20 protein-coding genes are annotated in these 23,777 nt (G+C 65.4%); 17 read left to right on the forward strand and 3 right to left on the reverse strand.

The features are described 5' to 3' along the window. Window positions 1–115 precede the first annotated feature (115 nt). The 11 genes from guaB (at window position 116) to CKW28_RS05280 (ending at window position 11,531) form a co-directional block, all read left to right on the forward strand. Complete coding sequence (gene guaB / locus CKW28_RS05230; RefSeq protein ID WP_003928070.1) at window positions 116–1,657, forward strand: IMP dehydrogenase; 1,542 nt, start codon at window positions 116–118, stop codon at window positions 1,655–1,657. Between the two features lie 106 nt (window positions 1,658–1,763). Continuing rightward, window positions 1,764–2,894: a GuaB3 family IMP dehydrogenase-related protein gene (locus tag CKW28_RS05235; RefSeq protein ID WP_197700629.1), complete on the forward strand. Its 1,131-nt coding sequence runs from the start codon at window positions 1,764–1,766 to the stop codon at window positions 2,892–2,894. A gap of 80 nt (window positions 2,895–2,974) precedes the next feature. Further along, window positions 2,975–4,711: an FAD-dependent oxidoreductase gene (locus CKW28_RS05240; protein ID WP_003928072.1), complete on the forward strand. Its 1,737-nt coding sequence runs from the start codon at window positions 2,975–2,977 to the stop codon at window positions 4,709–4,711. Window positions 4,712–4,853: 142 nt separating this feature from the next. Continuing rightward, the gene (locus tag CKW28_RS05245) at window positions 4,854–5,171 is read left to right on the forward strand and encodes an STAS domain-containing protein (protein WP_328588397.1); all 318 of its coding nucleotides are present in this window, start codon (window positions 4,854–4,856) and stop codon (window positions 5,169–5,171) included. A gap of 136 nt (window positions 5,172–5,307) precedes the next feature. Continuing rightward, the gene (locus tag CKW28_RS05250) at window positions 5,308–5,934 is read left to right on the forward strand and encodes an Rv1363c family protein (protein WP_003928074.1); all 627 of its coding nucleotides are present in this window, start codon (window positions 5,308–5,310) and stop codon (window positions 5,932–5,934) included. Continuing rightward, the gene (locus CKW28_RS05255) at window positions 5,931–6,494 is read left to right on the forward strand and encodes an Rv1363c family protein (protein ID WP_003928075.1); all 564 of its coding nucleotides are present in this window, start codon (window positions 5,931–5,933) and stop codon (window positions 6,492–6,494) included. The genes CKW28_RS05250 and CKW28_RS05255 overlap by 4 nt, the downstream gene beginning before the upstream one ends. Continuing rightward, window positions 6,494–6,850: a DUF732 domain-containing protein gene (locus tag CKW28_RS05260; protein WP_003928076.1), complete on the forward strand. Its 357-nt coding sequence runs from the start codon at window positions 6,494–6,496 to the stop codon at window positions 6,848–6,850. Before CKW28_RS05255 ends, CKW28_RS05260 begins: the two co-directional genes overlap by 1 nt. 28 nt (window positions 6,851–6,878) lie before the next feature. Further along, window positions 6,879–7,415 (forward strand): CAP domain-containing protein, encoded by a 537-nt coding sequence (locus CKW28_RS05265; RefSeq protein WP_003928077.1) that lies wholly within the window; start codon window positions 6,879–6,881, stop codon window positions 7,413–7,415. A 9-nt stretch (window positions 7,416–7,424) separates the two neighbouring features. Then, on the forward strand, window positions 7,425–9,008 hold the full coding sequence (gene guaA, locus CKW28_RS05270) for a glutamine-hydrolyzing GMP synthase (RefSeq protein ID WP_003928078.1): 1,584 nt from the start codon (window positions 7,425–7,427) through the stop codon (window positions 9,006–9,008). Window positions 9,009–9,220: 212 nt separating this feature from the next. Beyond that, on the forward strand, window positions 9,221–9,928 hold the full coding sequence (imuA', locus tag CKW28_RS05275) for a DnaE2-dependent mutagenesis accessory factor ImuA' (protein ID WP_040548751.1): 708 nt from the start codon (window positions 9,221–9,223) through the stop codon (window positions 9,926–9,928). Window positions 9,929–9,956: 28 nt separating this feature from the next. After that, window positions 9,957–11,531 (forward strand): DNA polymerase Y family protein, encoded by a 1,575-nt coding sequence (locus CKW28_RS05280; RefSeq protein WP_197700630.1) that lies wholly within the window; start codon window positions 9,957–9,959, stop codon window positions 11,529–11,531. A gap of 4 nt (window positions 11,532–11,535) precedes the next feature. Here the strand turns inward: CKW28_RS05280 and CKW28_RS05285 are convergent, their stop codons facing one another. From CKW28_RS05285 to CKW28_RS05295, 3 genes are all read right to left on the reverse strand, one after another. Then, entirely contained in the window at window positions 11,536–12,699 is a 1,164-nt protein-coding gene (locus CKW28_RS05285; protein ID WP_040548753.1) for an acyl-CoA dehydrogenase family protein, read from the reverse strand. Between the two features lie 61 nt (window positions 12,700–12,760). Then, entirely contained in the window at window positions 12,761–13,465 is a 705-nt protein-coding gene (locus tag CKW28_RS05290) for a 3,4-dihydroxy-2-butanone-4-phosphate synthase (protein ID WP_081475625.1), read from the reverse strand. A 205-nt stretch (window positions 13,466–13,670) separates the two neighbouring features. Continuing rightward, complete coding sequence (locus CKW28_RS05295) at window positions 13,671–14,954, reverse strand: PucR family transcriptional regulator (RefSeq protein WP_040548755.1); 1,284 nt, start codon at window positions 14,952–14,954, stop codon at window positions 13,671–13,673. A 231-nt stretch (window positions 14,955–15,185) separates the two neighbouring features. Here CKW28_RS05295 and CKW28_RS05300 point away from each other — a divergent pair, with 231 nt between their 5' ends. Genes CKW28_RS05300 through CKW28_RS05325 form a run of 6 tightly spaced genes read left to right on the forward strand, consistent with a single transcriptional unit; the run spans window position 15,186 to window position 23,764 of the window. After that, window positions 15,186–15,761: a VOC family protein gene (locus tag CKW28_RS05300; RefSeq protein WP_040548756.1), complete on the forward strand. Its 576-nt coding sequence runs from the start codon at window positions 15,186–15,188 to the stop codon at window positions 15,759–15,761. A 30-nt stretch (window positions 15,762–15,791) separates the two neighbouring features. Continuing rightward, complete coding sequence (locus CKW28_RS05305) at window positions 15,792–16,670, forward strand: fumarylacetoacetate hydrolase family protein (protein ID WP_003928085.1); 879 nt, start codon at window positions 15,792–15,794, stop codon at window positions 16,668–16,670. Continuing rightward, window positions 16,663–18,429, forward strand: coding sequence for an FAD-dependent oxidoreductase (locus CKW28_RS05310; protein WP_003928086.1), 1,767 nt, complete (start codon window positions 16,663–16,665; stop codon window positions 18,427–18,429). The genes CKW28_RS05305 and CKW28_RS05310 overlap by 8 nt, the downstream gene beginning before the upstream one ends. A gap of 2 nt (window positions 18,430–18,431) precedes the next feature. After that, window positions 18,432–20,438, forward strand: a complete 2,007-nt coding sequence (locus tag CKW28_RS05315) for an acetoacetate--CoA ligase (protein ID WP_040548757.1) — start codon at window positions 18,432–18,434, stop codon at window positions 20,436–20,438. Then, window positions 20,435–21,412, forward strand: a complete 978-nt coding sequence (locus CKW28_RS05320) for a quinone oxidoreductase family protein (protein WP_040548804.1) — start codon at window positions 20,435–20,437, stop codon at window positions 21,410–21,412. The genes CKW28_RS05315 and CKW28_RS05320 overlap by 4 nt, the downstream gene beginning before the upstream one ends. A 27-nt stretch (window positions 21,413–21,439) precedes the next feature. Further along, window positions 21,440–23,764, forward strand: a complete 2,325-nt coding sequence (locus CKW28_RS05325; RefSeq protein WP_162292330.1) for a thiamine pyrophosphate-binding protein — start codon at window positions 21,440–21,442, stop codon at window positions 23,762–23,764. The last annotated feature ends 13 nt before the right edge of the window (window positions 23,765–23,777 follow it).

Raw genomic sequence — 23,777 nt, forward strand, 5'->3', positions numbered from 1 at the left:
GTCCACGATACGCAGCCGCCCAGGTATAGGCCAGCTGTGCGCGTGCCCCCGGGCCTGTCGCCGGCGAGCCGATAGGATGGATGTCTACTTCTGCACCCCCGACGGAGACCCGCCCATGTCGATCGCTGAACGCAGCGTCCCCATCGCCGTACCGGTGCCGACCGGTGGCGACGATCCGACCAAGATCGCCATGCTCGGGCTGACGTTCGACGACGTGCTGCTGCTGCCGGCGGCGTCCGACGTGCTGCCCGCCAATGCCGACACGTCCTCGCAACTCACCAAGAAGATCCGGCTGAAGGTGCCGCTGGTGAGCTCGGCGATGGACACCGTGACCGAGGCGCGGATGGCCATCGCGATGGCCCGCGCCGGCGGCATGGGTGTGCTGCACCGCAACCTGCCGGTGGCCGAGCAGGCCGCCCAGGTGGAGACCGTCAAACGGTCCGAGGCCGGCATGGTCACCGATCCGGTGACGTGCTCACCGGACAACACGCTGGCCGAGGTCGACGCGCTGTGTGCGCGGTTCCGGATCTCCGGACTGCCGGTGGTCGACGACGAGGGGCATCTGGTCGGGATCATCACCAACCGCGACATGCGGTTCGAGGCCGACCAGAACAAGCGGGTTGCCGAGGTCATGACCAAGGCCCCACTGGTCACCGCCCACGAGGGGGTGTCCGCCGAGGCGGCGCTGGGTCTGCTGCGCCGCAACAAGATCGAGAAGCTGCCGATCGTCGACGGCAGCGGCAAGCTGACCGGCCTGATCACCGTCAAGGACTTCGTCAAGACCGAACAGTTCCCGCTGGCCACCAAGGACCACGACGGCCGGCTGCTGGTCGGTGCCGCGGTCGGCGTCGGCGACGACGCCTGGGAACGGGCGATGGCGCTGCGCGACGCCGGGGTCGACGTGCTGGTCGTCGACACCGCCCACGCCCACAACCGCAAGGTGCTCGACATGGTGCACCGGCTGAAGACCACCGTCGGCGACGAGATCGAGGTGGTCGGCGGCAACGTCGCCACCCGGGCGGCCGCCGCGGCGCTGGTGGAGGCCGGCGCCGACGCGGTGAAGGTGGGCGTCGGGCCCGGTTCGATCTGCACCACCCGGGTGGTGGCCGGTGTCGGAGCACCGCAGATCACCGCGATCCTGGAAGCCGTGGCGGCCTGTGCGCCGCACGGGGTGCCGGTGATCGCCGACGGCGGCCTGCAGTACTCCGGCGACATCGCCAAGGCGCTGGCCGCGGGCGCATCCACCGCGATGCTGGGCTCGCTGCTGGCCGGCACCGCCGAATCGCCCGGTGAGCTGATCCTGGTCAACGGCAAGCAGTTCAAGAGCTACCGCGGCATGGGGTCGCTGGGCGCCATGCAGGGCCGCGGCGGTGCGAAGAGCTACTCCAAGGACCGCTATTTCCAGGACGACGCGTTGAGCGAGGACAAGCTGGTCCCGGAGGGCATCGAGGGCCGGGTGCCGTTCCGCGGTCCGCTGTCCACGGTGATCCACCAGCTGGTCGGCGGGCTGCGCGCGGCGATGGGCTACACCGGCTCGGCCACCATCGAAGAACTGCAACAGGCGCAGTTCGTCCAGATCACCGCGGCGGGGCTGAAGGAGAGCCACCCGCACGACATCACGATGACGGTCGAGGCCCCGAACTACTACGCCCGTTAGCGGGCCCATCAGATGAACTCGTCAACAGCCCGGGCGCCGGGCTTTACCGTCAGCGTGCGCGGTGCCAGCCAGTGCAGGGAGGATTCGGGAGTGGCCGATGCGTGACATGGTCGAAATCGGGATGGGCCGCACCGCCCGCCGCACCTACGAACTGGACGACGTCAACATCGTGCCGTCGCGCCGGACCAGATCGTCCAAGGACGTCTCGACGGCCTGGCAGCTGGACGCCTATCGGTTCGACATCCCGGTGGTGACCCATCCCACCGACGCACTGGTGTCCCCGCAGTTCGCCATCGACATGGGCCGGCTGGGCGGCCTGGGCGTCCTCAACGCCGAGGGCCTGATCGGCCGGCACGCCGACGTCGAGGCGAAGATCACCGAGGTGGTCGAGGCCGCCGACAAGGATCCCGACCCGTCGGTGCCGGTGCGGATGCTGCAGCGGTTGCACGCCGCCCCGCTGGACCCCGAACTGCTGGGGGCGGCGGTCGCGCGGATCCGCGAGGCCGGGGTGACCACCGCGGTGCGGGTGAGCCCGCAGAACGCCCGCTCGCTGACCCCCGCCCTGGTGGCGGCGGGGATCGATCTGCTGGTCATCCAGGGCACCATCATCTCCGCCGAACGGGTCGCGTCCGACGGGGAGCCGCTGAACCTCAAGACCTTCATCTCCGAACTGGATGTGCCGGTGGTGGCCGGCGGCGTGCTGGATCACCGCACCGCTCTGCATCTGATGCGCACCGGCGCGGCCGGTGTCATCGTCGGCTACGGGTCCACCGAGGGGGTGACGACCAGCGACGAGGTCCTCGGCATCAGCGTGCCGATGGCGACCGCGATCGCCGACGCCGCCGCCGCCCGCCGCGAATACCTCGACGAGACCGGCGGCCGCTACGTGCACGTGCTCGCCGACGGTGACATCCACACCTCCGGAGATCTGGCCAAGGCCATCGCCTGCGGGGCCGACGCGGTGATGCTCGGCCCGCCGCTGGCGCTGGCCGCGGAGGCGCAGGGGCAGGGCTGGTTCTGGCCGTCGGCGGCCGCGCACCCGTCGCTGCCCCGCGGCGCGCTCATGCAGATCGCGCTGAGCGACGAGCGGCCCCCGCTCGAGCAGGTGCTCAACGGGCCGTCCGACGATCCGTTCGGTTCACTGAATCTGGTGGGCGGGCTGCGCCGGTCGATGGCCAAGGCCGGCTACTGCGATCTCAAGGAGTTCCAGAAGGTCGGCCTCACCGTCGGCAGCTGACCCCGGTCCTGTCACCCGCTCGCGGAACAGAAAGTGGAGCTCATTGGAAAGTTACCCACCGGTAGGTGGATACTGGCTCCATGCAGCCTGATTACGACGTCCTGGTGATCGGTTCGGGGTTCGGCGGCAGCGTCAGCGCGCTGCGGCTGACCGAGAAGGGGTACCGCGTCGGCGTCCTGGAAGCCGGCCGACGTTTCGCGGACGAGGATTTCGCCAAGACCTCCTGGAATCTGCGCAAGTTCCTGTGGGCCCCGAAGTTGGGTTGCTACGGCATCCAGCGCATCCACCTGCTGCGCAACGTGATGATCCTGGCCGGCGCCGGGGTGGGCGGCGGGTCGCTGAACTACGCCAACACCCTCTACGTACCGCCGGAGCCGTTCTTCAAAGACCGCCAGTGGGCCCACATCACCGACTGGCGCGACGAGCTGATGCCGCACTATGACCAGGCGCAGCGCATGCTCGGCGTGGTCACCAATCCGACGTTCACCGACGCCGACCGGGTGGTCAAGGAGGTCGCCGAGGAGATGGGCGTCGGCCACACCTTCGTGCCCACCCCGGTCGGGGTGTTCTTCGGGCCCGACGGACAGAAGACCCCCGGCGAGACGGTGCCGGATCCCTACTTCGGCGGCGTCGGCCCGGACCGCACCGGCTGCATCGAATGCGGCTCGTGCATGACCGGCTGCCGCCACAACGCCAAGAACACTCTGGTCAAGAACTACCTCGGCCTGGCCGAACAGGCCGGAACCGAGGTGCATGCGATGACCACCGTCACCGGCTTCGAACAGCTTCCGGACGGCACCTGGCGGGTCGACACCGTGCGCACCGGACGCTGGTTGCGTAAACGCAGGAAATCTTTCACCGCAACACATCTCATTCTCGCTGCCGGAACCTGGGGCACCCAGCGGCTGCTGTTCAAGATGCGCGACGCGGGCAAGCTGCCCAACCTGTCGAAACGGTTGGGGGTGTTGACCCGCACCAATTCGGAGTCCATCGTCGGCGCCGGCAGATACCGGGTCAGCGATGACCTCGACCTGACCCACGGGGTGGCGATCACCTCATCGATCCACCCGACGCCGGACACCCACATCGAACCGGTGCGCTACGGCAAGGGCTCCAACGCCATGGGGTTGTTGCAGACCCTGATGACTGACGGCCCGGGACCGGAAGGCACCGATGTGCCGCGGTGGAAACAGTTGTTCCACAACGCCGCCGAGGATCCGCGCGGCACACTGCGGTTGCTCAACGTGCGGCGGTGGAGCGAGCGCACCCTGATCGCGCTGGTCATGCAGCATCTGGACAACTCGATCACCACGTACACCAAGCGCGGCTTGTTCGGCATCCGCCGGTACTCCAGTAAACAGGGCCACGGCCAACCCAACCCGACCTGGATCCCGGTCGGCAACGAGGTGACCCGCCGGATCGCCGAGAAGATCGACGGTGTCGCCGGCGGCACCTGGGGCGAACTGTTCAACATCCCGCTGACCGCGCACTTCCTCGGCGGCGCGGCGATCGGGGACAGCCCGGAACACGGTGTCATCGACCCGTACCACCGGGTGTACGGCTATCCGACGCTGTATGTCACTGACGGCGCTGCGATTTCGGCCAACCTGGGGGTCAACCCGTCGCTGTCCATCACCGCCCAGGCCGAGCGCGCGGCATCGTTGTGGCCCAACAAGGGCGAACAGGATCTGCGCCCGGCCCAGGGCGAACCGTACCGGCGCCTCGACCCCATCCCGCCGAAGAACCCGGTGGTGCCGGCGCACGCCCCGGCCGCGCTGCGCCGGAACCCGACCGAATCGGTCGACGCGACAGGGTGAGAGAAGCGTTTCGCGAATCGGACCACACCGTTCGTTCGGTGGATGATCGCTGCCTGCCTGCTCCGGTTGACTGGAAACGCGGCGAAGACGAGCGGGGTTTGCGATCGACATCGAAGTAGCACGACTTCCCACCGACGCGGTTCTGATGACACTGGTCGGCGATCTGCGGCTGGACAGGTCCGAACACCTGCACCGGATGGTCGCCGAACAGCTGGGGGCGGCTCCGTCGCTGCTGGCAGTCGATTTCACCGACGTCGGCTGGGTCGATCCCGCGGCGCTGGTGTCGTTGGCGTCGTGCGGTGCGATGGCCGCCGAATCGCGGGTGGCGTTCGGGGTCATCGACGGGCCGGGCGGGCCGATGCGCACCGTGCTGGAGCGTGCCGGTCTCGCCGAAATTCTCCCGGTGTTCGACTCGCTGGGTGAGGCGTTGGGCGCCCAGCTGAGCCATCGGGTGAATTGACCGCGCCGTCGACCGGCGGTGAGAATTACCGCGCGGTGGGGAAATTCGCCAAAACCCAGCGGACTTCACACGGATGTCGCATGATGCACGGTCGGGGTCCAGGCCAGTGGTGAACCGACTAGCTGCGGGAGTGTGAATGGTCGACGGCAACGTCGCTGGGGCTGAGGACGTCGCTGAGGCTGAGGACGTCGCCGAGGCTGAGGACGTCGCCGAGGCTGAGGACGTCGCTGGGGCTGAGGACGTCGCTGGGTCGGCGTCTCCGTCCGATGACCGCCGGTCGTTTCCGGCCGGATGGGTGCTGCTCGCCGGCGGCCTGGGAGTACTGGCGTTGTGTCTCACCCTCGTCGGTTGGCTCGGGTACCGCGCCTACGATTCGCGCGTCGACGAAGCGCAGCGGCAGCTGTTTCTCCAGGTCGGGCGTCAGGCCGCGATCAACCTGACCACCATCGACCACACTCGGGCCGAGGCCGACGTCCAGCGGATCATCGACGGTTCGACCGGCGGTTTCCGGGAGGATTTCGAGAGTCGTTCGGCGCCCTTCATCGAGGTGGTCAGGCAGGCGGAGTCGAAATCGGAAGGCACCGTCACCGAAGCCGGCCTGGAATCCATGGACGACGACGAAGGGCAGGTGCTGGTGGCTGTGTCAGTCAGGACCACGACTCCGGCGGACCCCGAGCCGCAGCCACGGTCGTGGCGGATGCGCATCACCGTGCAGAAGGACCACGACGAAGCAAAAGTCTCCAACGTGGAGTTCGTGCCGTGACCGCGACGACCGGGATCGAAGGATCGGAGACCACCGGCCCCGCCGAGGCCGACACGGTAGCCGGCGACACGTCGGGCCGATCGTGGCTCCGGATCGTCACCCATGCCGTTCTGCCCGCTCTGATCGTGGTGTCGGCGTTGGGCGCCGGATACCTCAAATGGATGGACGGCACGGCTGACGCAGTCGACCGGGCACGGGTGGAATCCGTCCAGGCCGCCACCGACATCACCATCGCGATGCTGTCGTATCAACCCGACACCGTCGAGGAGGATCTCGGTGCGGCCCGCGACCGGATGACCGGGGAGTTCAGGGATTCGTACACCTCGCTGACCAACGACGTCGTCATACCCGGGGCGAGAGAAAAGCGGATCTCGACCGTGGCCACGGTCCCGGCCGCGGCCTCGGTGCAGGCGAGCACCGATCACGCGGTGGTGGTGGTTTTCGTCAATCAAGCGACCACGGTCGGCGACGACGTACCGACAGACACCGCTTCCACAGTGCGGGTCACCCTCGAGAAAGTCGATGATCAATGGCTGATGTCCGGTTTCGAACCAATCTGATGCGACACGTCCGGATCACCCTGCGCGCCGCAATTCTGGCGCTGGGCTCGTTGATGGTTCTGGCCGTGCCCGCCCAGGCCGATGCGGTCGCCTACTTGGTCAATGTGACGGTGCGGCCCGGTTACCACTTCGCCAACGCCGAACACGCACTGGCATACGGGCACGGCATCTGCGACAAGATCGCGACCGGGCGGAGCTACGCCGACATCATGGCCGATGTCAAACACGACTTCGCCAACCCCGACGAATACCAGGCGTCCTACCTGATCACGCAGGCCGCCAACGAGCTGTGCCCCGCGTCGATCTGGCAGCTCCGTAACTCCGCCGCCGGGTACCGACCGCCGGCGACGCCATAGTCCCGCAGTGTCGAGGAGAGTCGAGGAGATGAACTCACGGATCACAAGCGGACTCGCCGCGGCGTCGATCGCCGTGGCGACCATGACCGCTCCGACCGCGGCGGCCGACAACACGCGGCTCAACGACGGTCTCGTCGCCAACGTCTACACCATCCAGCAACAGGCCGGCTGTGAGACCGAGGTCAAGAAGAACCCACAGCTGCAATTGGCCGCCGAATGGCACACCCGCGACCTGATGAACAACCGGGCGCTCGACGGGGACATCGGCTCCGACGGGTCCACCCCCCAACAGCGCGCCGAAGCCGCCGGATACCGGGGCAGGGTCGCTGAGACCATCGTGATCCACCCCGCCCTGGCGATCAGCGGGCTGGAACTGCTCAACGCGTGGTATCACAATCCCGCCTACTACGCGATCATGTCGGACTGCGCCCACACCGACATCGGGGTGTGGTCGGAGAACAGTCTGGACCGCACCGTCGTGGTGGCGGTGTACGGCCAACCCCTGCCACCCGTCGACGGTGCGCCACCAGCGGCGGGCGGCGGGGAGACAGGGCTCCACCACTAGACTGAGCCGGTGAGCTCCTCAGCCGACGTCAACACATCTCGACCGGTTCTGGTCATCGATTTCGGCGCCCAGTATGCGCAGTTGATCGCGCGGCGCATCCGGGAGGCGCGGGTGTACTCCGAGGTGGTGCCGCACACCGCCACCGTCGAGGAGATCAAGGCCAAGGACCCGCAGGCCATCGTGTTGTCCGGCGGCCCGGCCAGCGTGTACGCCGAGGATGCGCCGCGGCTGGACCCGGGGCTGTTCGACCTGGGAGTGCCGGTGTTCGGGATCTGCTACGGCTTCCAGGCGATGGCGCAGGCGCTGGGTGGCACGGTGACCCGCACCGGCACCCGCGAGTACGGGCGCACCGAGCTGACCGTGCTGGGCGGGCAACTGCATTCGGATCTGCCCGAGCGGCAACCGGTGTGGATGAGCCACGCCGACGCGGTGACCGAGGCGCCGGCCGGGTTCGAGGTGGTGGCCACCAGCCCGGGTTCCCCGGTGGCCGCGTTCGAGGATCCGGCCCGCCGGCTCGCCGGGGTTCAGTACCACCCCGAGGTGATCCACTCCCCGCACGGCCAGCAGGTGCTAGGCCGGTTCCTGCACGAGTTCGCCGGCATCGGCGCGTCCTGGACGCCGGCGAACATCGCCGAGTCGCTCATCGAGCAGGTCCGGGAGCAGATCGGTGATGGGCGGGCCATCTGCGGGTTGTCCGGCGGGGTGGACTCCGCGGTGGCGGCGGCCCTGGTGCAGCGCGCCATCGGCGACCGGTTGACCTGTGTGTTCGTCGACCACGGCCTGCTGCGGGCGGGGGAGCGGGCCCAGGTGCAGCGCGACTTCGTCGCCGCCACCGGAGCGAAGCTGGTGACCGTCGACACCTCCGAACGGTTCCTCGAGGCGTTGTCCGGCGTCACCAACCCCGAGGGCAAACGCAAGATCATCGGCCGCGAGTTCATCCGCGCCTTCGAAGGGGCCGTGCGGGAGGCGTTGGGGGAGAACGCTGCCGCCAACGACGACGAGGTGGAGTTCCTGGTGCAGGGCACGCTGTATCCGGATGTGGTGGAATCCGGCGGCGGTGCGGGCACGGCCAACATCAAGAGCCACCACAATGTGGGCGGACTGCCCGACGACCTGAAGTTCAAACTCGTCGAACCGCTGCGGCTGCTGTTCAAAGACGAGGTCCGGGCGGTCGGACGCGAGCTCGGTCTGCCGGAGGAAATCGTTGCGCGCCAACCCTTCCCGGGCCCCGGTCTGGCCATCCGGATCGTCGGGGAGGTGACCGCCGAGCGGCTCGAGACGCTGCGCCGCGCAGACGCCATCGTGCGGGAGGAGTTGACCGCCGCCGGGTTGGACCACCAGATCTGGCAGTGCCCGGTGGTGCTGCTGGCCGACGTCCGCTCGGTGGGGGTGCAGGGTGACGGGCGCACCTACGGCCATCCGATCGTGCTGCGCCCGGTGTCCAGCGAGGACGCCATGACCGCCGACTGGACCCGGGTGCCCTACGACGTGCTGGAACGCATCTCGACCCGCATCACCAACGAGGTCGCGGAGGTCAACCGCGTCGTGCTGGACATCACCAGCAAGCCGCCGGCCACCATCGAGTGGGAGTGAGCGCACTCTCCTCCCTGAGCTTCTGCGCAGACCCGCTGCGCAGACCTGCTGAGCAGACCCGGATTCACCCGCCACGGGTCCCTGTGATGCGGTTCGCTGTCTGCTCGCGCGCCTGAGGCCGTCTTGACGATTGTCGGTGGCCGCGTGTTTACTCGAGGTATCGAACAAACTTTCGAACAACGGGCGGTGCTGATGATGTGGGAGGTGTTGTTGTGACAGCAGCGACGCGCCTTGCTCAGCGTCGGCTCAACCGCGCTGAACAGGTGGAACACCTGCGGCGCAGGATGGCGGCCATCTCCGGGAAGGTCGGGGCCGGGCATCGGGGCGTCGGCGCGTCCCATGACGTGCTACCCCAGTCGGAAAGTTTGCTGCCGATATCCGAAAGGCCGGCCGGGCAGCTGCCCGGCCCGTTGCCGCGCGGGTCGGTGGCGGTGTTGTCGGGGGCCAGGTCGCTGTTGCTGAACATGGTGGCCGCGGTGACGGCCGACGGCGGTCACGCGGCGATCGTCGGCCAACCCGATGTCGGGCTGCTGGCGGCGGTGGAGATGGGGGCCGATCTGAGCCGGCTGGCGGTCATCCCGGATCCGGGCGCCGACCCGGTCGAGGTCGCCGCGGTGCTGCTGGACGGGATGGATCTGGTGGTGCTCGGCCTGGGCGGACGCTCGGTGCCGCCGACGCGGGCGCGGGCGGTGGTGGCCCGCGCCCGGCAGAAGGGCTGCACGCTGCTGGTCACCGATGGGGACTGGCCGACCGCCTCGGCCCGGTTGGAAGCCCGGGTCTGCGGGTATGACCTGGCCGGTTCCGGTCGGGACGCTCCGATCCCCGGTTGCGGCCGGATCAGCCGGGTCCGGCTGGCCATGCGGGCCCGCGGCCGCACTTTCGTGGGGGCCGGGAGTCCCGAACGTGCGGCCGGTGAGTGACGTGTCGCGGGTGCTGGCCATCTGGTGTATGGACTGGCCCGCGGTCGCGGCGGCCACCGCCGCCGGTCTGCCCGCCACCGCCCCGGTGGCGGTGACGTTGGCGAACCGGGTTGTCGCCTGCTCGGCCGCGGCGCGGATGGCCGGGGTGCGCCGCGGGCTGCGCCGCCGCGAAGCCCAGGCCCGGTGTCCGGCTCTGCACGTGGTCACCGCCGACCCGGCCCGCGATGCCCGCCACTTCGAGAGCGTGACCGTCGCGGTGGACGACCTGGTCCCGCGGGCCGAGGTGCTGCGTCCCGGTCTGCTGGTGTTACCGGTACGCGGGGCGGCCCGCTACTTCGGCTCCGAGCAGACCGTCGCGGAACGGTTGGTCGACGCGGTGGCGGCGGCCGGTGCCGAATGCCAGGTCGGCGTCGCCGACCAACTGCCCACCGCGGTGTTCGCCGCCCGCGCCGGCCGGATCGTCGAACCCGGCCGCGATGCGCAGTTCCTCGCCCCACTGTCCGTCAGGCAGCTGGCCACCGAACCCGGCCTCACCGGTCCGGGTCGGGAGGAGCTGGTGGACCTGTTGTGGCGCATAGGGATTCGAACCATCGGTCAGTTCGCCGAATTGACCCGCAGCGATGTGGCGACCCGGTTCGGGGCCGACGCGGTGGTCGCGCACCGGATCGCCCGCGGTGAGCCGGCCCGTGGTCCGGCGGGCCGGGAGCCGTCGCCGGACCTCGATGCGGTGCTGGACTGCGACCCGCCGATCGACCGGATCGACGCCGCCGCCTTCGCCGGGCGGTCGTTGGCCGGGGTGCTGCACCGCAGCCTGGCCGACGCCGGGGTGGGATGCACCCGGCTGGCCATCCACGCCGTCACGGCCAATGGGGAAGAGCTCCACCGGGTGTGGCGCTGTGCCGAACCGCTGACCGAGGACGCCACCGCCGACCGGGTGCGCTGGCAGCTCGACGGCTGGCTGAACCGGCGTGATCTGAACAGCCGGCCGACCGCCCCGATCACCGTGCTGCGGTTGCACCCCGTCGAGGTGGTGTCGGCCGAGGCGCTGCAGCTGCCGCTGTGGGGCGGAATCGGGGAAGAGGACCGGATGCGGGCACGGCGGGCCCTGGTGCGGGTCCAGGGGTTGCTCGGTCCGGAAGCGGTGCAGGTGCCGGTGCTCAGCGGCGGCCGCGGTCCGGTCGAACGCATCACCCTGATCCCGCTGGGTGACGAGCCGGTGCCGCGGGCCGACCCGGATCAGCCCTGGCCCGGCCGGCTGCCCGAGCCGGCCCCGGCCGTGCTGCTCGATGATCCTGTGGAACTCCTTGATGCCGAAGGAAATCCGGTGCGGGTGACGGGTCGGGGCCTGTTCTCGTCGGAGCCGGTGCGGCTGGCCGGCGCCGACGCCGCCGACTCCCGCGTCCTGCCGGCGGGTGGGGCTCGACTGCGCTGGTGGGCCGGTCCGTGGCCGGTCGATGAGCGGTGGTGGGATCCCGACCGCACACCGAATTCCAGGACCGGCCGCACCGCACGTGCCCAGGTGCTGCTCGACGGTGAGCCGCAGCGGGCGCTGCTGCTGTGCTACCGGCAACGCCGCTGGTATCTGGAGGGCAGCTATGAGTAGGCGCTCAGAGAAGGGGGTCGCTGACCGGTAGATCAAGGGCGAAGCGGCCCATTGTTTCCGCTGCCGTGTCGATGTCGAGGAAGGCGTGTACGGCCAGCACGCTGAGGTCACGGTGAAAGCGCTGCAGTGGCGACGAGGTGCGGAATCCGTCACCGCCGATTCCCCGCACGATGTCGTTTAGGGCATTACGACACAGATCGGTCATGAAAGCAGCCTGCAGCTTCATTGCGGCACGATCGGGGAGCTCCGCTTGCTCGGGGCGCTGTGCGGTGAGGCGGTCGAAGAACGCGTAGAGAAGCGTTTCGGCCGCATCTGCTGCGGCGAGGGCGCGGCCAATCCGCATCTGTGCTGCCTGCTTGCTGGAAGCCTTCTCCGGATTGAGAGTGCCCTGTCGCACCCGGACTCGCTCGATGAAGGCATCGGCGGCACCGCGCATCGCGCCCACGACAACGGGAGTCACCTCCGCCATTGCAAAGCAAAGGAATGGTAGGTGATACATCGGATTGTCGTGCAACAACATTCCGGGTGCGGCACCGGCGAGCGCCAGTCCGAACGGTCCTGTCCGATAGGCCGGGACGAAAACGTTATCGACCGACACATCGTGACTACCGGTACCTGCCATACCGGAGATAAACCATGTGTCATGAATCTTGACGTCGGAACGGGGGACCAGGAACCACAACGGAGTCGGGGTGTCGCCATCCTCGAAGGACAGTCCGGAGAAGGTGAACCACTCGGCGTGGATGGCACCAGAGTTCCATGCGGTTTGACCGGTGATCCGGTAGCCATCGTCGACCTTTTCCACCTTCTTGAGCGGAGCTGCGGTTCCGGCTGTGAGCGTATAGGGCTTGTCTGCGAACACCTCCCGTTGCGCTTGCTCGGTGAAGATGTTCGTCCGCCAGGCCGCACCGATATAGAAGGCGGTGGTCCACCCTGTCGACGGGCATGCCGTACTCAAGGTTCGGACGATTTCTGCCGCTACGTCGAGGCGGAGTTCGAGGCCGCCGTATGCCTTGGGCGTCAGGGTCGACAGCACCTGTGATTCGACCAGATCGGAGATCGTCTCGTCGAGGGGCGCTCGATTCTCCTCTGTTTTCTGAGCACGTTCGCGGACAATAGGTACCAGGTCGTGAACGCGGCTCATGAGTTCAGCGGGAGTGACGTTCATAGCATCCTCGATTCGGTGAGATGAGATGGGAATTGGTGAAATGACAGGTATGCCTTATATCTCATGGCGAATTTGGGGAAAGTCGGCTGAGGCTGTGAGAGAAGGATCCGGTGTGCCGGATCCGGGGATGTGCGGTTGTTGTGGTTACCGCGGTTGTGACCAGTGTCAAATGGTGTTGGTCGGCAAACGATTCCGCATCACGCACGTTTGCAACCGTGGTCGGATCGCCGATGCCTTCGAGGTCCGCGAATACCGCACCAGAAAACTCAGGGAGCGCCGCGTCGGTGAGTGTAAGGGCGGCGGCCGCAACCGTGAGAAGTCCGTGAAGAACCTCGGGACCCACCCGTACCGGTACCAAATGGCCGGGTCTGGCGAGATCCTCTGGTCTGGAGCGAGAGTCCGCCAGCGTTCGTGCGGTTCGCGCTCGATCAGCACCCGAAATGCCGGTCGAGACACCCGAAGCGGCATCGACGGTCACACATTGGCCGTAACACCGCGCCGTTGTCGACCGGGAGGTCGGTGTCGACTCGGGAAGCAGTAGGCGGTCGCAATCCCGTTCGTGCAATGCCACCTGAACGAAACCGGTGCTGTGTCGGACGATAAAGGAAACTTGCTCTGTGGTGGCGGTGCCCGCACAGGCTACGAACACGATCCGGTCATCGTGATGGAGGAGGATCAAGTCGCCTTGGGCGAGGACGCTGATACCTTCGGCCTCAGTGGACAACTTTGCTCGGCTTGCTACTCGAGGTGTAAACGAGGTCGTCATACCATCCTCTTTCTGATGCCTGAAAGTGTGATCGCGTGATCCTCTGGCCTACACATGGCGTGTGCCGCTAGCCGGCACAGTTGTGGCCTGTGCCACACAAAGTAGAGCGCACAGGGCGTCGTTTGGGCACTGTGCCCCGACTCAGGATCGACGGTGACTGCTGGGCTACGGACCAATCAAGGCAAAGTACCGTTCAAGTTCGGTGCTACTGCTCGTGGGGAGTTCCGTGCAGCCATTTGTGGATACGGAGTGCTGCGCGCAGATCTGTTGTGGAATCGCCCGCATGTCCGCACAATGTGAGGGCCTGCTGGATGCGATATGTCACGGTATTCTTTGATATATGTTCGGCAGCAGCAACTTTAGCCAGACTGTGGTTCAGGTCGAAATAGCGACTGAGCGTGGACCGAAGTTCGGCCATGCGCGGGTCGTCGCCGGCCAGGGGGCCGAGCCGGCGCGAGACGAACTGCGATGCTGCATCGGGATCGTTCAGGAGCAGTACCTCCAGCGCGACGTGCTCGTGGGCGACGGTCGCGGGTCGTAGGTCCGGGCGGCGACGGATCAGGCGTTCGACCGCGCGGGCTTCGAGGTGGCTTCTGCGGAAGCCTTCGATCCCAGAGCCGACCCCACCGGCCGCGATGAAAGTGTCGTCGAAAAACGGCAGTCGGTTCGGATCGTTGAAAGTTGTGGCGGACGGAAAGGCGCCCCACGCCCATATCGACTGCTGTCCGACAGGCACCACCAATGAGCTGGTCGGTGCCGCCCACTGCCGGAGGACCGGATCCACCACTGCTCGGAGGTCGTGTCTCGAATGCGGCGTACTCCAGGCGATGAGCGCCACGTGGTGCCCATCGAGTGGATAATCGAGGATGCGTTTGGCATCGGCGGTGTCGATATCCTCGGCGGCGTCGGCGGCCACGATCCGAGTGATGAGTTCGAATCGCGCGGCAGACACGCCTGCCGCCCATGCCCCTTTCTCGTCCAAGAACGCCGAGGCGGCGACATCGGTGAAGTCGTCGAGCTCTTCGAACAGCAGAACTGAGATCCGACGAAGCTCCGCGCTGCTTTCCTCTGGCGGAAGCAACCGGTTCACCGCGTCGAGCAGTGCGGCGGCCAGGACGGCGTATCCGACGCGGATCGCTCGTAGCAGATCGTTGAGTTCCAACCCGCGACGAACGAACTCGCCCGCGATCTGACTCACCTCCGCGCTTGCCAGCGTGGTGTCGGAGTCGCCGATGTCGGCCACCAGCATCAACGCGCGATAGGTCGTCGACGTCGTCGTCCGCCGCAGCGTGTCGAGCGGCAACAACTCGTCCTTCAACGCCGGCACCTTGTTCGCGATTCTGGTTGCGATAGCTTGACCAACCTCAATCGCCCAGGTCACGGCACCATCGCCCAGCTCCGCGCGAACCAGTTCGGCATCGGAGTTCAGCCATTCACGTTCCGATTGCCTGGGACGTGCTCCGGACAGTTCGTGAGTCCACCGCGGCACTGGGTTTCCTCCCTGGAGCGTTAGTCAACCTCACTGGCCCAGCTCCACTGCACTTGGGCTACGGACCAGTTTGTCTCGAACGTCTTGGTGTGTAGCCAGTGGCGACTGACAGCACACCAGGTGTCCAATTGTGAGAACCATCACCCGACTGGGTCTATGCAGCCCCATCTTTCCCTGGTGAGGCCCCGAAGGCCAGATTCTTCCGAATTCCCCTCGTCGAAGGAGCCAGCGATGACATCAACGCCGAAATTCGCACACGTAGTGCTACAGACCAGTCGGCTCACCAAAATGCGGGACTGGTATTGCACGGTGCTGGACGCCCATGTGGTATATGAGGGGCACAATCTATGCTTCATCACCTTCGACGACGAGCATCACCGCGTAGCGTTCTTGGGTTCACCCGAACCATTGAATCCGCGTAATCCGAGAGCAGCGGGCATGCACCACACCGCGTATACCTTCGGGACACTGCAGGAACTGCTTGATCGGTATCAGGTCCTGAAGGGTCGGGGTATTAAGCCGAAGGTGCCGATCCAGCACGGGGTGACAACCTCGCTCTACTACCAGGATCCCGATGGCAATTTTGTCGAGTTGCAGATCGACAACTTTGCCACTCCCGATGAGGCGACCGCCTACATGCACGGCGAGGAGTATGCGCACAACCCAGTCGGGGTGACATTCGATCCCGACCTGATGATCGCGGCGCTCAAGGCCGGTGAGCCGGTTGCTTCGTTGACCACGCAGTCATGGGCGCGGGAAGTCAGCCCGGATCTGCCCGATCCGATGGCGGCGCTGACAGGCAACTGAGGTCGAGTCACCTCCTCGAGAAGGATTGAAATGCGTCTGATCAATCAGGGCGGCAGGTTGAAGATCGACGTCGATGGCCTTGCGGCCGACGTCGAGAAGACAAGTGACTATCGGTTTTCGGCCGACCCTCAGGAAATCTATGCCCGGTGGGAGGAATTCACAGCGTGGGCTTCTGCAGCGGACCTGTCAGGAGGGGATCCGATCGTAGAAGCTGAGCTCGGTCCGCCGGTTCCTCGCCCCGCCCAGGTTTTCGCGATCGGCATCAACTATCGCGATCACATGGACGAAGCCGGTCTGTCCGAACCCGAAGCGCCGTTTGTCTTCACCAAATTTCCGGCAGCGATCACCGGACCGTATGACGTTATCGAGCTGCCCGATGGTTCGGTGGACTGGGAGGTCGAGCTTGTGGCGGTCATCGGGCGCAGGGCACACCGGGTGAGCGAAAGGGATGGCTGGAACTACGTCGCAGGACTCACCGTGGGGCAAGACCTTTCTGAGCGAGAGCTACAGCTGTCCGGACCGCCACCTCAGCAGTTCAATTTGGGCAAGTCATATACCGGGTTCGCGCCGATCGGTCCGGCGGTTGTGACTTTGGACGAGTTCGCGGACCCGGCCGATGTCGAGATCTCGACGACGCTGTCAGGAGAGCTGATGCAGCTCGCGCGAACCCGGGATGTCTTCTTCTCTGTTCCGCAACTGGTGGCGTACCTCTCGCAGATCCTGCCGCTACTCCCGGGTGACCTTATCTTCACCGGAACGCCCAGTGGTATCGGATGGGCACGAACACCGAAACGATTCATCGACTCGGATGACGAACTCGTCACCCGTGCCGAAGGTATCGGCGAAATGCGACATCGATTCACTCGCGCAGACCGCTCCGTAGCGAAAGGAAACAGGATCAATGGCTGATCTGACGGTACCCGTTCTGGTTGTCGGCGGCGGCGGATGTGGACTCACAACCTCGATTCTGTTGTCGTCCCACGGCATCCAACACCACCTGGTCGAGCAACACAGCGGCACCTCACCGCTACCCAAAGCCCACTATCTGAATCAGCGCACCATGGAGGTGTTCCGGCAGTACGGACTTGCGGATTCGATCTACGCGGTGGGCACTCCCCCGAAGAACATGGGCAGGACCCGCTGGGTGACCTCCCTCGGTGGTGACGGTGAACTCGATGCGCGAACCCTGTTCACTCTCGAGTCCTTCGGCGGCGGCGGTCTGGAGAACAAGTACGCGCAAGACAGCCCATGCCTGTCAAGCAATTACCCGCAGATTCGGCTCGAACCGCTGCTGCGTGATCACGCAGAGCGACGTGCGCCGGGCGCGATTCACTTCAACCACAAGTTGATGTCGTTCACTCTGGACGATGAGGGAGTCGAGGCGACCATCCTCGATCAGGACAATCAGCGGACCTACACTGTGCGCGCTCAGTACATGGTCGCCGCCGACGGCGGTAAGACCATCGGGCCGGCGCTGGGTGTGGTGATGGAAGGCCCGAGCGGGATCCTGGATATGGTCAGCACCCACTTCTCTGCCGACCTGTCGCAGTACTGGGAGGACGATGTCCTGATCACCTGGCTGCTCAACCCCGAAGGCGCCGGCTCCTGGCACAGCGGGGCAATGGCAGCCATGGGTCCGACGTGGGGCAAGCACTCCGAAGAGTTTGTCATCCACTTCACCTTCCGACCCGACGATCCGGCGCGATTCGATGAAGAGGCGATAGTCCCGCGGTTGCGTGAGCTGCTCAAGCTGCCCAATCTGAAACCGAAGGTGCACAAGGTCAGTCATTGGATCCTCGAAGGTGTCCTCGCTGACCGATATCAGGTCGGACGCGTCTTTCTGGCGGGTGACGCCGCGCATCGACATCCCCCCACCACCGGACTCGGGCTCAATACCGCCATCCAGGATGCCCACAATCTGGTCTGGAAGCTCGCGGCCGTACTGCGCGGCGACGCCGGACCGGCACTTCTGGAAACCTACGAATCGGAGCGTCGGCCGGTGGGCATGCGGAACGTCGATTGGGCGATGTTCACCTTCCTCAATCACCTCACCATCGACGCCGGACTCGGCCTCAGCCCCGACCAACCCCTGGAAGCTCGTGTCCAGGTGTTTCGCGACTACTTCTCCGACACGCCGATGGGCGAAACCCGACGGGCCCGGGCATTCGAGGTGGTCAATACCCAGCGCACCGAATTCCAGGCGCACGACCTGGAAATCGGATTCAGCTACGAGCAGGGAGCGCTCGTTCCTGACGGAACTCAACCGCCTCCGCGCGATCCGATGGGGGCTGTCTATCACCCAACCACCCGCCCCGGACACCGGTTGCCGCACGTCTGGCTTGAGCGGGACGGACGGCGAATCTCCACCCACGACCTCACCGGAGCGGGTGAGCGGTTTGCACTCATCACGGGGCCGACAATTGGTCCGTGGGCCGAGGCGGCGCAGCTCGCCGAAGAAAAATATCGAGTGCAGATCGTGGTGGTGGCCGTCGGTAACGGTGGCGAGTATCGCGACCCCACCGGCACCTGGGCACGCGTCCGGGGCTACGAGGACGGCGGCGCCGTGCTGGTCCGACCCGATAATCACGTCGGATGGCGTTGCCCGGCCGGCATCATGAGTCCCGGTGACGAACTCGCCTGCGCACTCAGCAACATCGTGTCGCGATAGCCATGTCAACTGCCGTGCCGACAAGTCAACGAGACGTGCTGTGGACGCCGACAGCCGAGCGCATCGAGGCATCGAGAATCGCCGATTTCCAACGCTGGCTCGCCGCTGAACGGGGCGTGCGTACCACCGACTATGCGTCGTTGTGGCGATGGTCGATCAGCGACCTCGATGGGTTCTGGTCGTCGATCTGGGACTACTTCGACGTGATCGGCATCCGTGGCGATACCGCACTGGCGAAGGCGGAGATGCCTGGTGCTGACTGGTTTCCGGGTTCTCGCCTGAATTGGGCGCAGAACCTGTTGCGCCACCGAACCTCAACCGCACCCGCGATCGTCTCCGTCAACGAGGATGGCAGCGAGTCGACGCTGACCTGGTCCGAACTGGTCAGTCAGGTTGCGAGTCTGGCCGCAGCGCTGCGGACGATGGGCGTACGGCCGGGGGACCGGGTTGCCGCGGTGTTACCCAATATCGCACCGACGGTGGTTGCGGTGCTGGCGACGGCAAGCGTGGGCGCGGTGTGGTCCTGCTGCTCACCGGATTTCGGGTTGCAGGGACTGGTTAGTAGATTCGCTCAGATCGAACCGACCGTCCTTATTGGTACGGATGGATACCGGTTCAACGGCCGCAGGGTCAATCGTCTCGAGTTGATCGAACAGCTACGTGCGCAATTGCGGACGGTTCGACACACCGTGGTCGTCCGCCATCTCGATAGAAAGGGTGAAAATCTCCCCGAAGCAATAGAGTTCGGCGATCTCGTGACCGGCGACGCCGAGCCGGAGTACGAACAGGTCGCTTTTGATCATCCGTTGTGGGTGCTGTACAGCTCCGGTACCACCGGCTCCCCGAAGGGCATCGTGCATTCGCACGGCGGAATCCTGCTGGAGAGTCTGAAAGCCAACGGACTGCACTATGACCTCGGAAGCGCAGATCGAGTGTTCATCGCGGCGAGCACGGCATGGGTGGTATGGAACATGCTCGTCGATGCCATGGTGACCGGGGCCACCGTGATCACCTACGACGGGAGTCCCCGGGCTCAGGGTCCCGGCACCCTCTTCCGGATATGCGCAGATCAACGGGTCACCAGGTTCGGCACCGGAGCCGCCTACCTCATTCAATGCGAGAAGGCCGGTGTCAATCCGGCGACGGAGTACGACCTGTCGGCCTTACGTTCGATAATGAGTACAGGTTCACCGTTACCGGACTCGACATTCCGGTGGGTCTACCGCGACGTTGCGGCGGATGTGCACTTGGGATCGGACAGCGGAGGAACCGATGTCGCCACCGCCTTCGTGGGGGCAAACCCGCTGCAGCCCGTGGTGGCCGGCGCGATTCAAGGACCCTGCCTCGGAGTTGCAGTCGAAGCATGGAATGAGGCGGGGCAACCGGTCATCGATCAGGTGGGTGAAATGGTGATCACCGCACCGATGCCGTCGATGCCGATCTACTTCTGGGCCGATGAAGATGGATCACGTTATCGCGAAGCCTACTTCGACACGTACCCCGGAGTCTGGCGCCATGGAGACTGGATCACGATAACAACGACGGGATTGTGTTTCGTACACGGTCGGTCGGATTCGACCATCAACCGGGGCGGCGTGCGGATGGGATCGGCGGATATCTACGCCGCCGTGGAGGCTCTACCTGAGGTGGCCGACAGCTTGGTTATCGGGGCCGAACTGGATGATGGTGAGTACTACATGCCGCTGTTCATCGTCCCGACCCCCGGACATGCGCTGAACTCCGAACTTGAGAAAAGAATTCGAGACACACTTCGTGACAACGTGTCCCCCCGGCACGTGCCCGATGAGATCATCGAAGCACCTGGCGTGCCGATGACGCGGACCGGCAAGCGTCTGGAAGTGCCCGTGAAGAAGCTCTTGCAGGGCGTGTCGCCACAGTCCGCGGTCAACCGGTTCACGGTTGCCGACCCCGACATCTTGGACTGGTACCTCCGTTTCGCAGAAGAGTTTCGACGAACGACAGGTCGTCGCGGGAGTTGCGCGCGGTGAAAGCGGCGGTCGTCCGCCAGTGGGGTGGGCCGGAACGATTGGGCGTCGAGCCCGTTCCCGATCCGGTTCCACGGGCCGGGGAAGTAGTGGTGGAACTCCGAGCCAGGTCCGTGAATCGGCGCGACGTAATCCTTCGGCAACGCGGGTGTGGTCTGGAGCTACCCAAGATTCTGGGCATGGACGGTGCCGGTATGCGTTGTGACACGGGTGAGGAGGTGGTGATCTATCCGTGTCTGAATTGGGGTGACAATCGGGCGGGGCCGGGTTCGCACTTCGCGATCGTCGGTGATGCCACTGACGGAACCTATGCGGAGCTTGTCGCGGTCCCGGAATCCGTCCTATATCCCAAACCGCCGAAGTTGAGTTGGGAAGAGGCTGCGGCGTTGCCGTGTGCGGCGCTGACCGCATACCGGGCGTTGTTCACCCGCGCGCGAGTGATGGCAGGCGAAACCGTACTGGTGCTCGGGGCCGGCGGCGACGTGTCGACTTTCGCGGTGATGTTCGCCGCTGCGGCTGACGCCGAGGTCTATGTCACCTCCTCGAGTCCGTCGAAGATCCGCGCCGTTCAGAAGATCGGCGCCAAGGGCGGTGTGCTCCACACCGATCCGGATTGGCCGCAACAAGTCCGGGAACTGACTTCCGGGGGCGCCGACGTGATCATCAGCGGCTCTGGTTCGATGGTGACCGGGGCGTTGGACTGCGTGAAGGTCGGCGGTCGAATCGCCGTTTTCGGGCCATGCGGCGGTCGAATGGCGATGATCAACGTTCCCGCTCTTTTCCTCGGACAGGTCTCCATCCTGGGTTCCAACTTGGGAAGTCCCGACGACTTCGGTGAGATGTTGGTGTTCGTCAGACGAAACGATATTCGGCCGGTGATCGACCGTGTTTATCCGTTGTCCGAGATCTCCCGGGCACACTCTTATTTCGAATCCCAGGTGCGTGTCGGGAAAGTCGTCGTGACCACACCAGCGTGACCGCTGTCAACAGAGAGGTTTGTGTCGATGAACCGCCCGGTGATGACTTCGCCGCTGACCGCCGATGAGCTCGATGTCTTGCGCGAGGTGGAGAAACGCGTGCTGTGGCTTTCGACAGCGATAATCGATCATGCCAACCGTGTACGGCCCAACTCATCTGGTTTGAAGGTCGGCGGGCACCAAGCGTCGTCCGCGTCAATGGTCACACTGATGACGTCGCTGTGGTTCCGACATCTTCGTGCCGAGGATCGAGTGTCGGTGAAGCCGCATGCTTCGCCGGTCCTGCATGCGATCAACTATCTACTGGGGCGGTTGGACCGTTCGCATCTGACGCGGTTGCGTGAGTTCGGCGGTTTGCAGAGCTATCCCAGCCGAACGAAGGACCCCGACCCAGTCGACTACTCGACCGGATCGGTCGGTATCGGTGCCACTGCGCCGATCTGGGGAGCCATCGCCCGACGCTATGTCGATACGGCATTCGGCAAGGCTGGTGCGGGACGGCAGTACTCGTTGGTAGGCGACGCCGAGCTTGACGAGGGTGCTGTGTGGGAGGCGGTCCTGGACCCTGCTGTCGCCGAACTCGGGGAGATCGTCTGGATCGTCGACCTTAATCGGCAGTCGCTCGACCGTGTGGTGCCGAATATCGCCGCCGGCAAGCTGCAGGGCATGTTCTCCGCTGCGGGCTGGCAGGTACTCACCTTGAAATACGGTCAACTTCTCGAAGAGTTGTTCGCCCGCGAAGGTGGCGCCGCTTTACGGGCCCGCATTGACGCCATGACCAACCCTGAATATCAGCGCTTGCTGCGATGCGATGCCGACGAGCTGCGTCACCGGCTGCCGGGGGACGGACCGTCAGCCGACGCGATCCGTTCCCTGCTCGAGAGGCTCGACGACGACACACTGCTGAACGCCATCGCCAACCTCGCTGGACACGATCTGAGTTCCCTCGATGAGGCGTTCGCCGCTATCGATGACACTCGCCCTACCGTGATCTTCGCTTACACCGTCAAAGGTTACGGTTTGGCGACCCGGGGCCACCCGCAGAACCATTCGGCGTTGCTGAAAGAACCGCAGATGCGGGAGTTGGCCGAGATACTGGGCACCGACCTCGACGATCCGTGGCGTCCCTTTCCCACGGACAGTCCAGCTGCGCACCTGTGTACGCAAACGGCTGAACGATTGAGGCGGTCGGATCCGGTCATCACCGAGCCTGCCCCGGTTCCGACCGACTTCGGCCGCACCCCGTCCGGCCGCGCGACTACACAGGCATATCTCGGCCGGGTCCTGCTCGACCTGACCCGGCAGGCTCCGGACGTGGCTCGTCGATTGGTGACCGTCAGCCCGGATGTCAGCTCGTCGACGAACCTTGGCGGCTGGGTGAACAAAGTGGGCGTCTGGTCTGCGGCCGAGCGACACAATTGGTTCGCCGATGACAGTGAAACCATTTTGCACTGGCGCGAACGACCCACTGGCCAGCACATTCAGTTGGGCATCGCCGAGGTCAACTTAGTCAGTCTGATCGGTGAACTCGGGGCCACCTGGAGCCGATGGGGTGAACCGCTGCTGCCGATCGGTGTGCTTTACGACCCGTTCGTGGAGCGTGCGTTGGAGCCATGGTCGTTCGGCATCTATGCGGGGGGACAATCCATTCTGGTCGGGACCCCGTCGGGCGTCACTCTGGCACCGGAAGGAGGCGCTCACCAGTCGATCAAGACCCCGTCGATCGGCCTCGAGCAACCGGGATGCGTCAGTTATGAACCGGCGTTTGCGATCGACACCGAATGGGTGCTGTTGGCGAGCCTCGGTCGGCTCGGGAAGCCGGACGGAACGTCGGCCTATCTGAGGTTGTCCACTCGGCCGGTCGACCAACGGCTGGCGGCGGTACCCGACGACCCGGCAGCACGTGAACGTCGACGTCGGCACGTGGTTGCCGGAGGTTACACGCTGCGCCGCTCCGAGCGGCCGAAGGTGACGATTGCTGCGATGGGTGCGGTGGTTCCCGAAGCGCTGTCTGCCGCCGATCGTCTGCAGCAGGTGGGTATCCCGGCCGATCTGATATGCGTGACGAGCCCCGATCTGCTCTATCGGGCGGTGCGGGCACGGGAGGGACGAGATGATGCCCCGTCGTGGATTCTCGAACAGATATTCCCTGTTGAACGAGCAACACCGTTGGTGACGGTTCTCGATGGACATCCACACACGCTTTCCTTTCTCGCCACGATCAACCGGGTCCCTAGCGCCACGTTGGGCGTCACCGAATTCGGCCAATCCGGATCGCTTGAAGATGTCTACCGACACCACGGGCTCGACACCGACAGCATTGTTTCGGCTGCGCTCGACCTTATTGAGTGACATGGTTATTGGA

The sequence above is a fragment of the Mycolicibacterium thermoresistibile genome (assembly GCF_900187065.1).
Taxonomy (GTDB): Bacteria; Actinomycetota; Actinomycetes; order Mycobacteriales; family Mycobacteriaceae; genus Mycobacterium; species Mycobacterium thermoresistibile.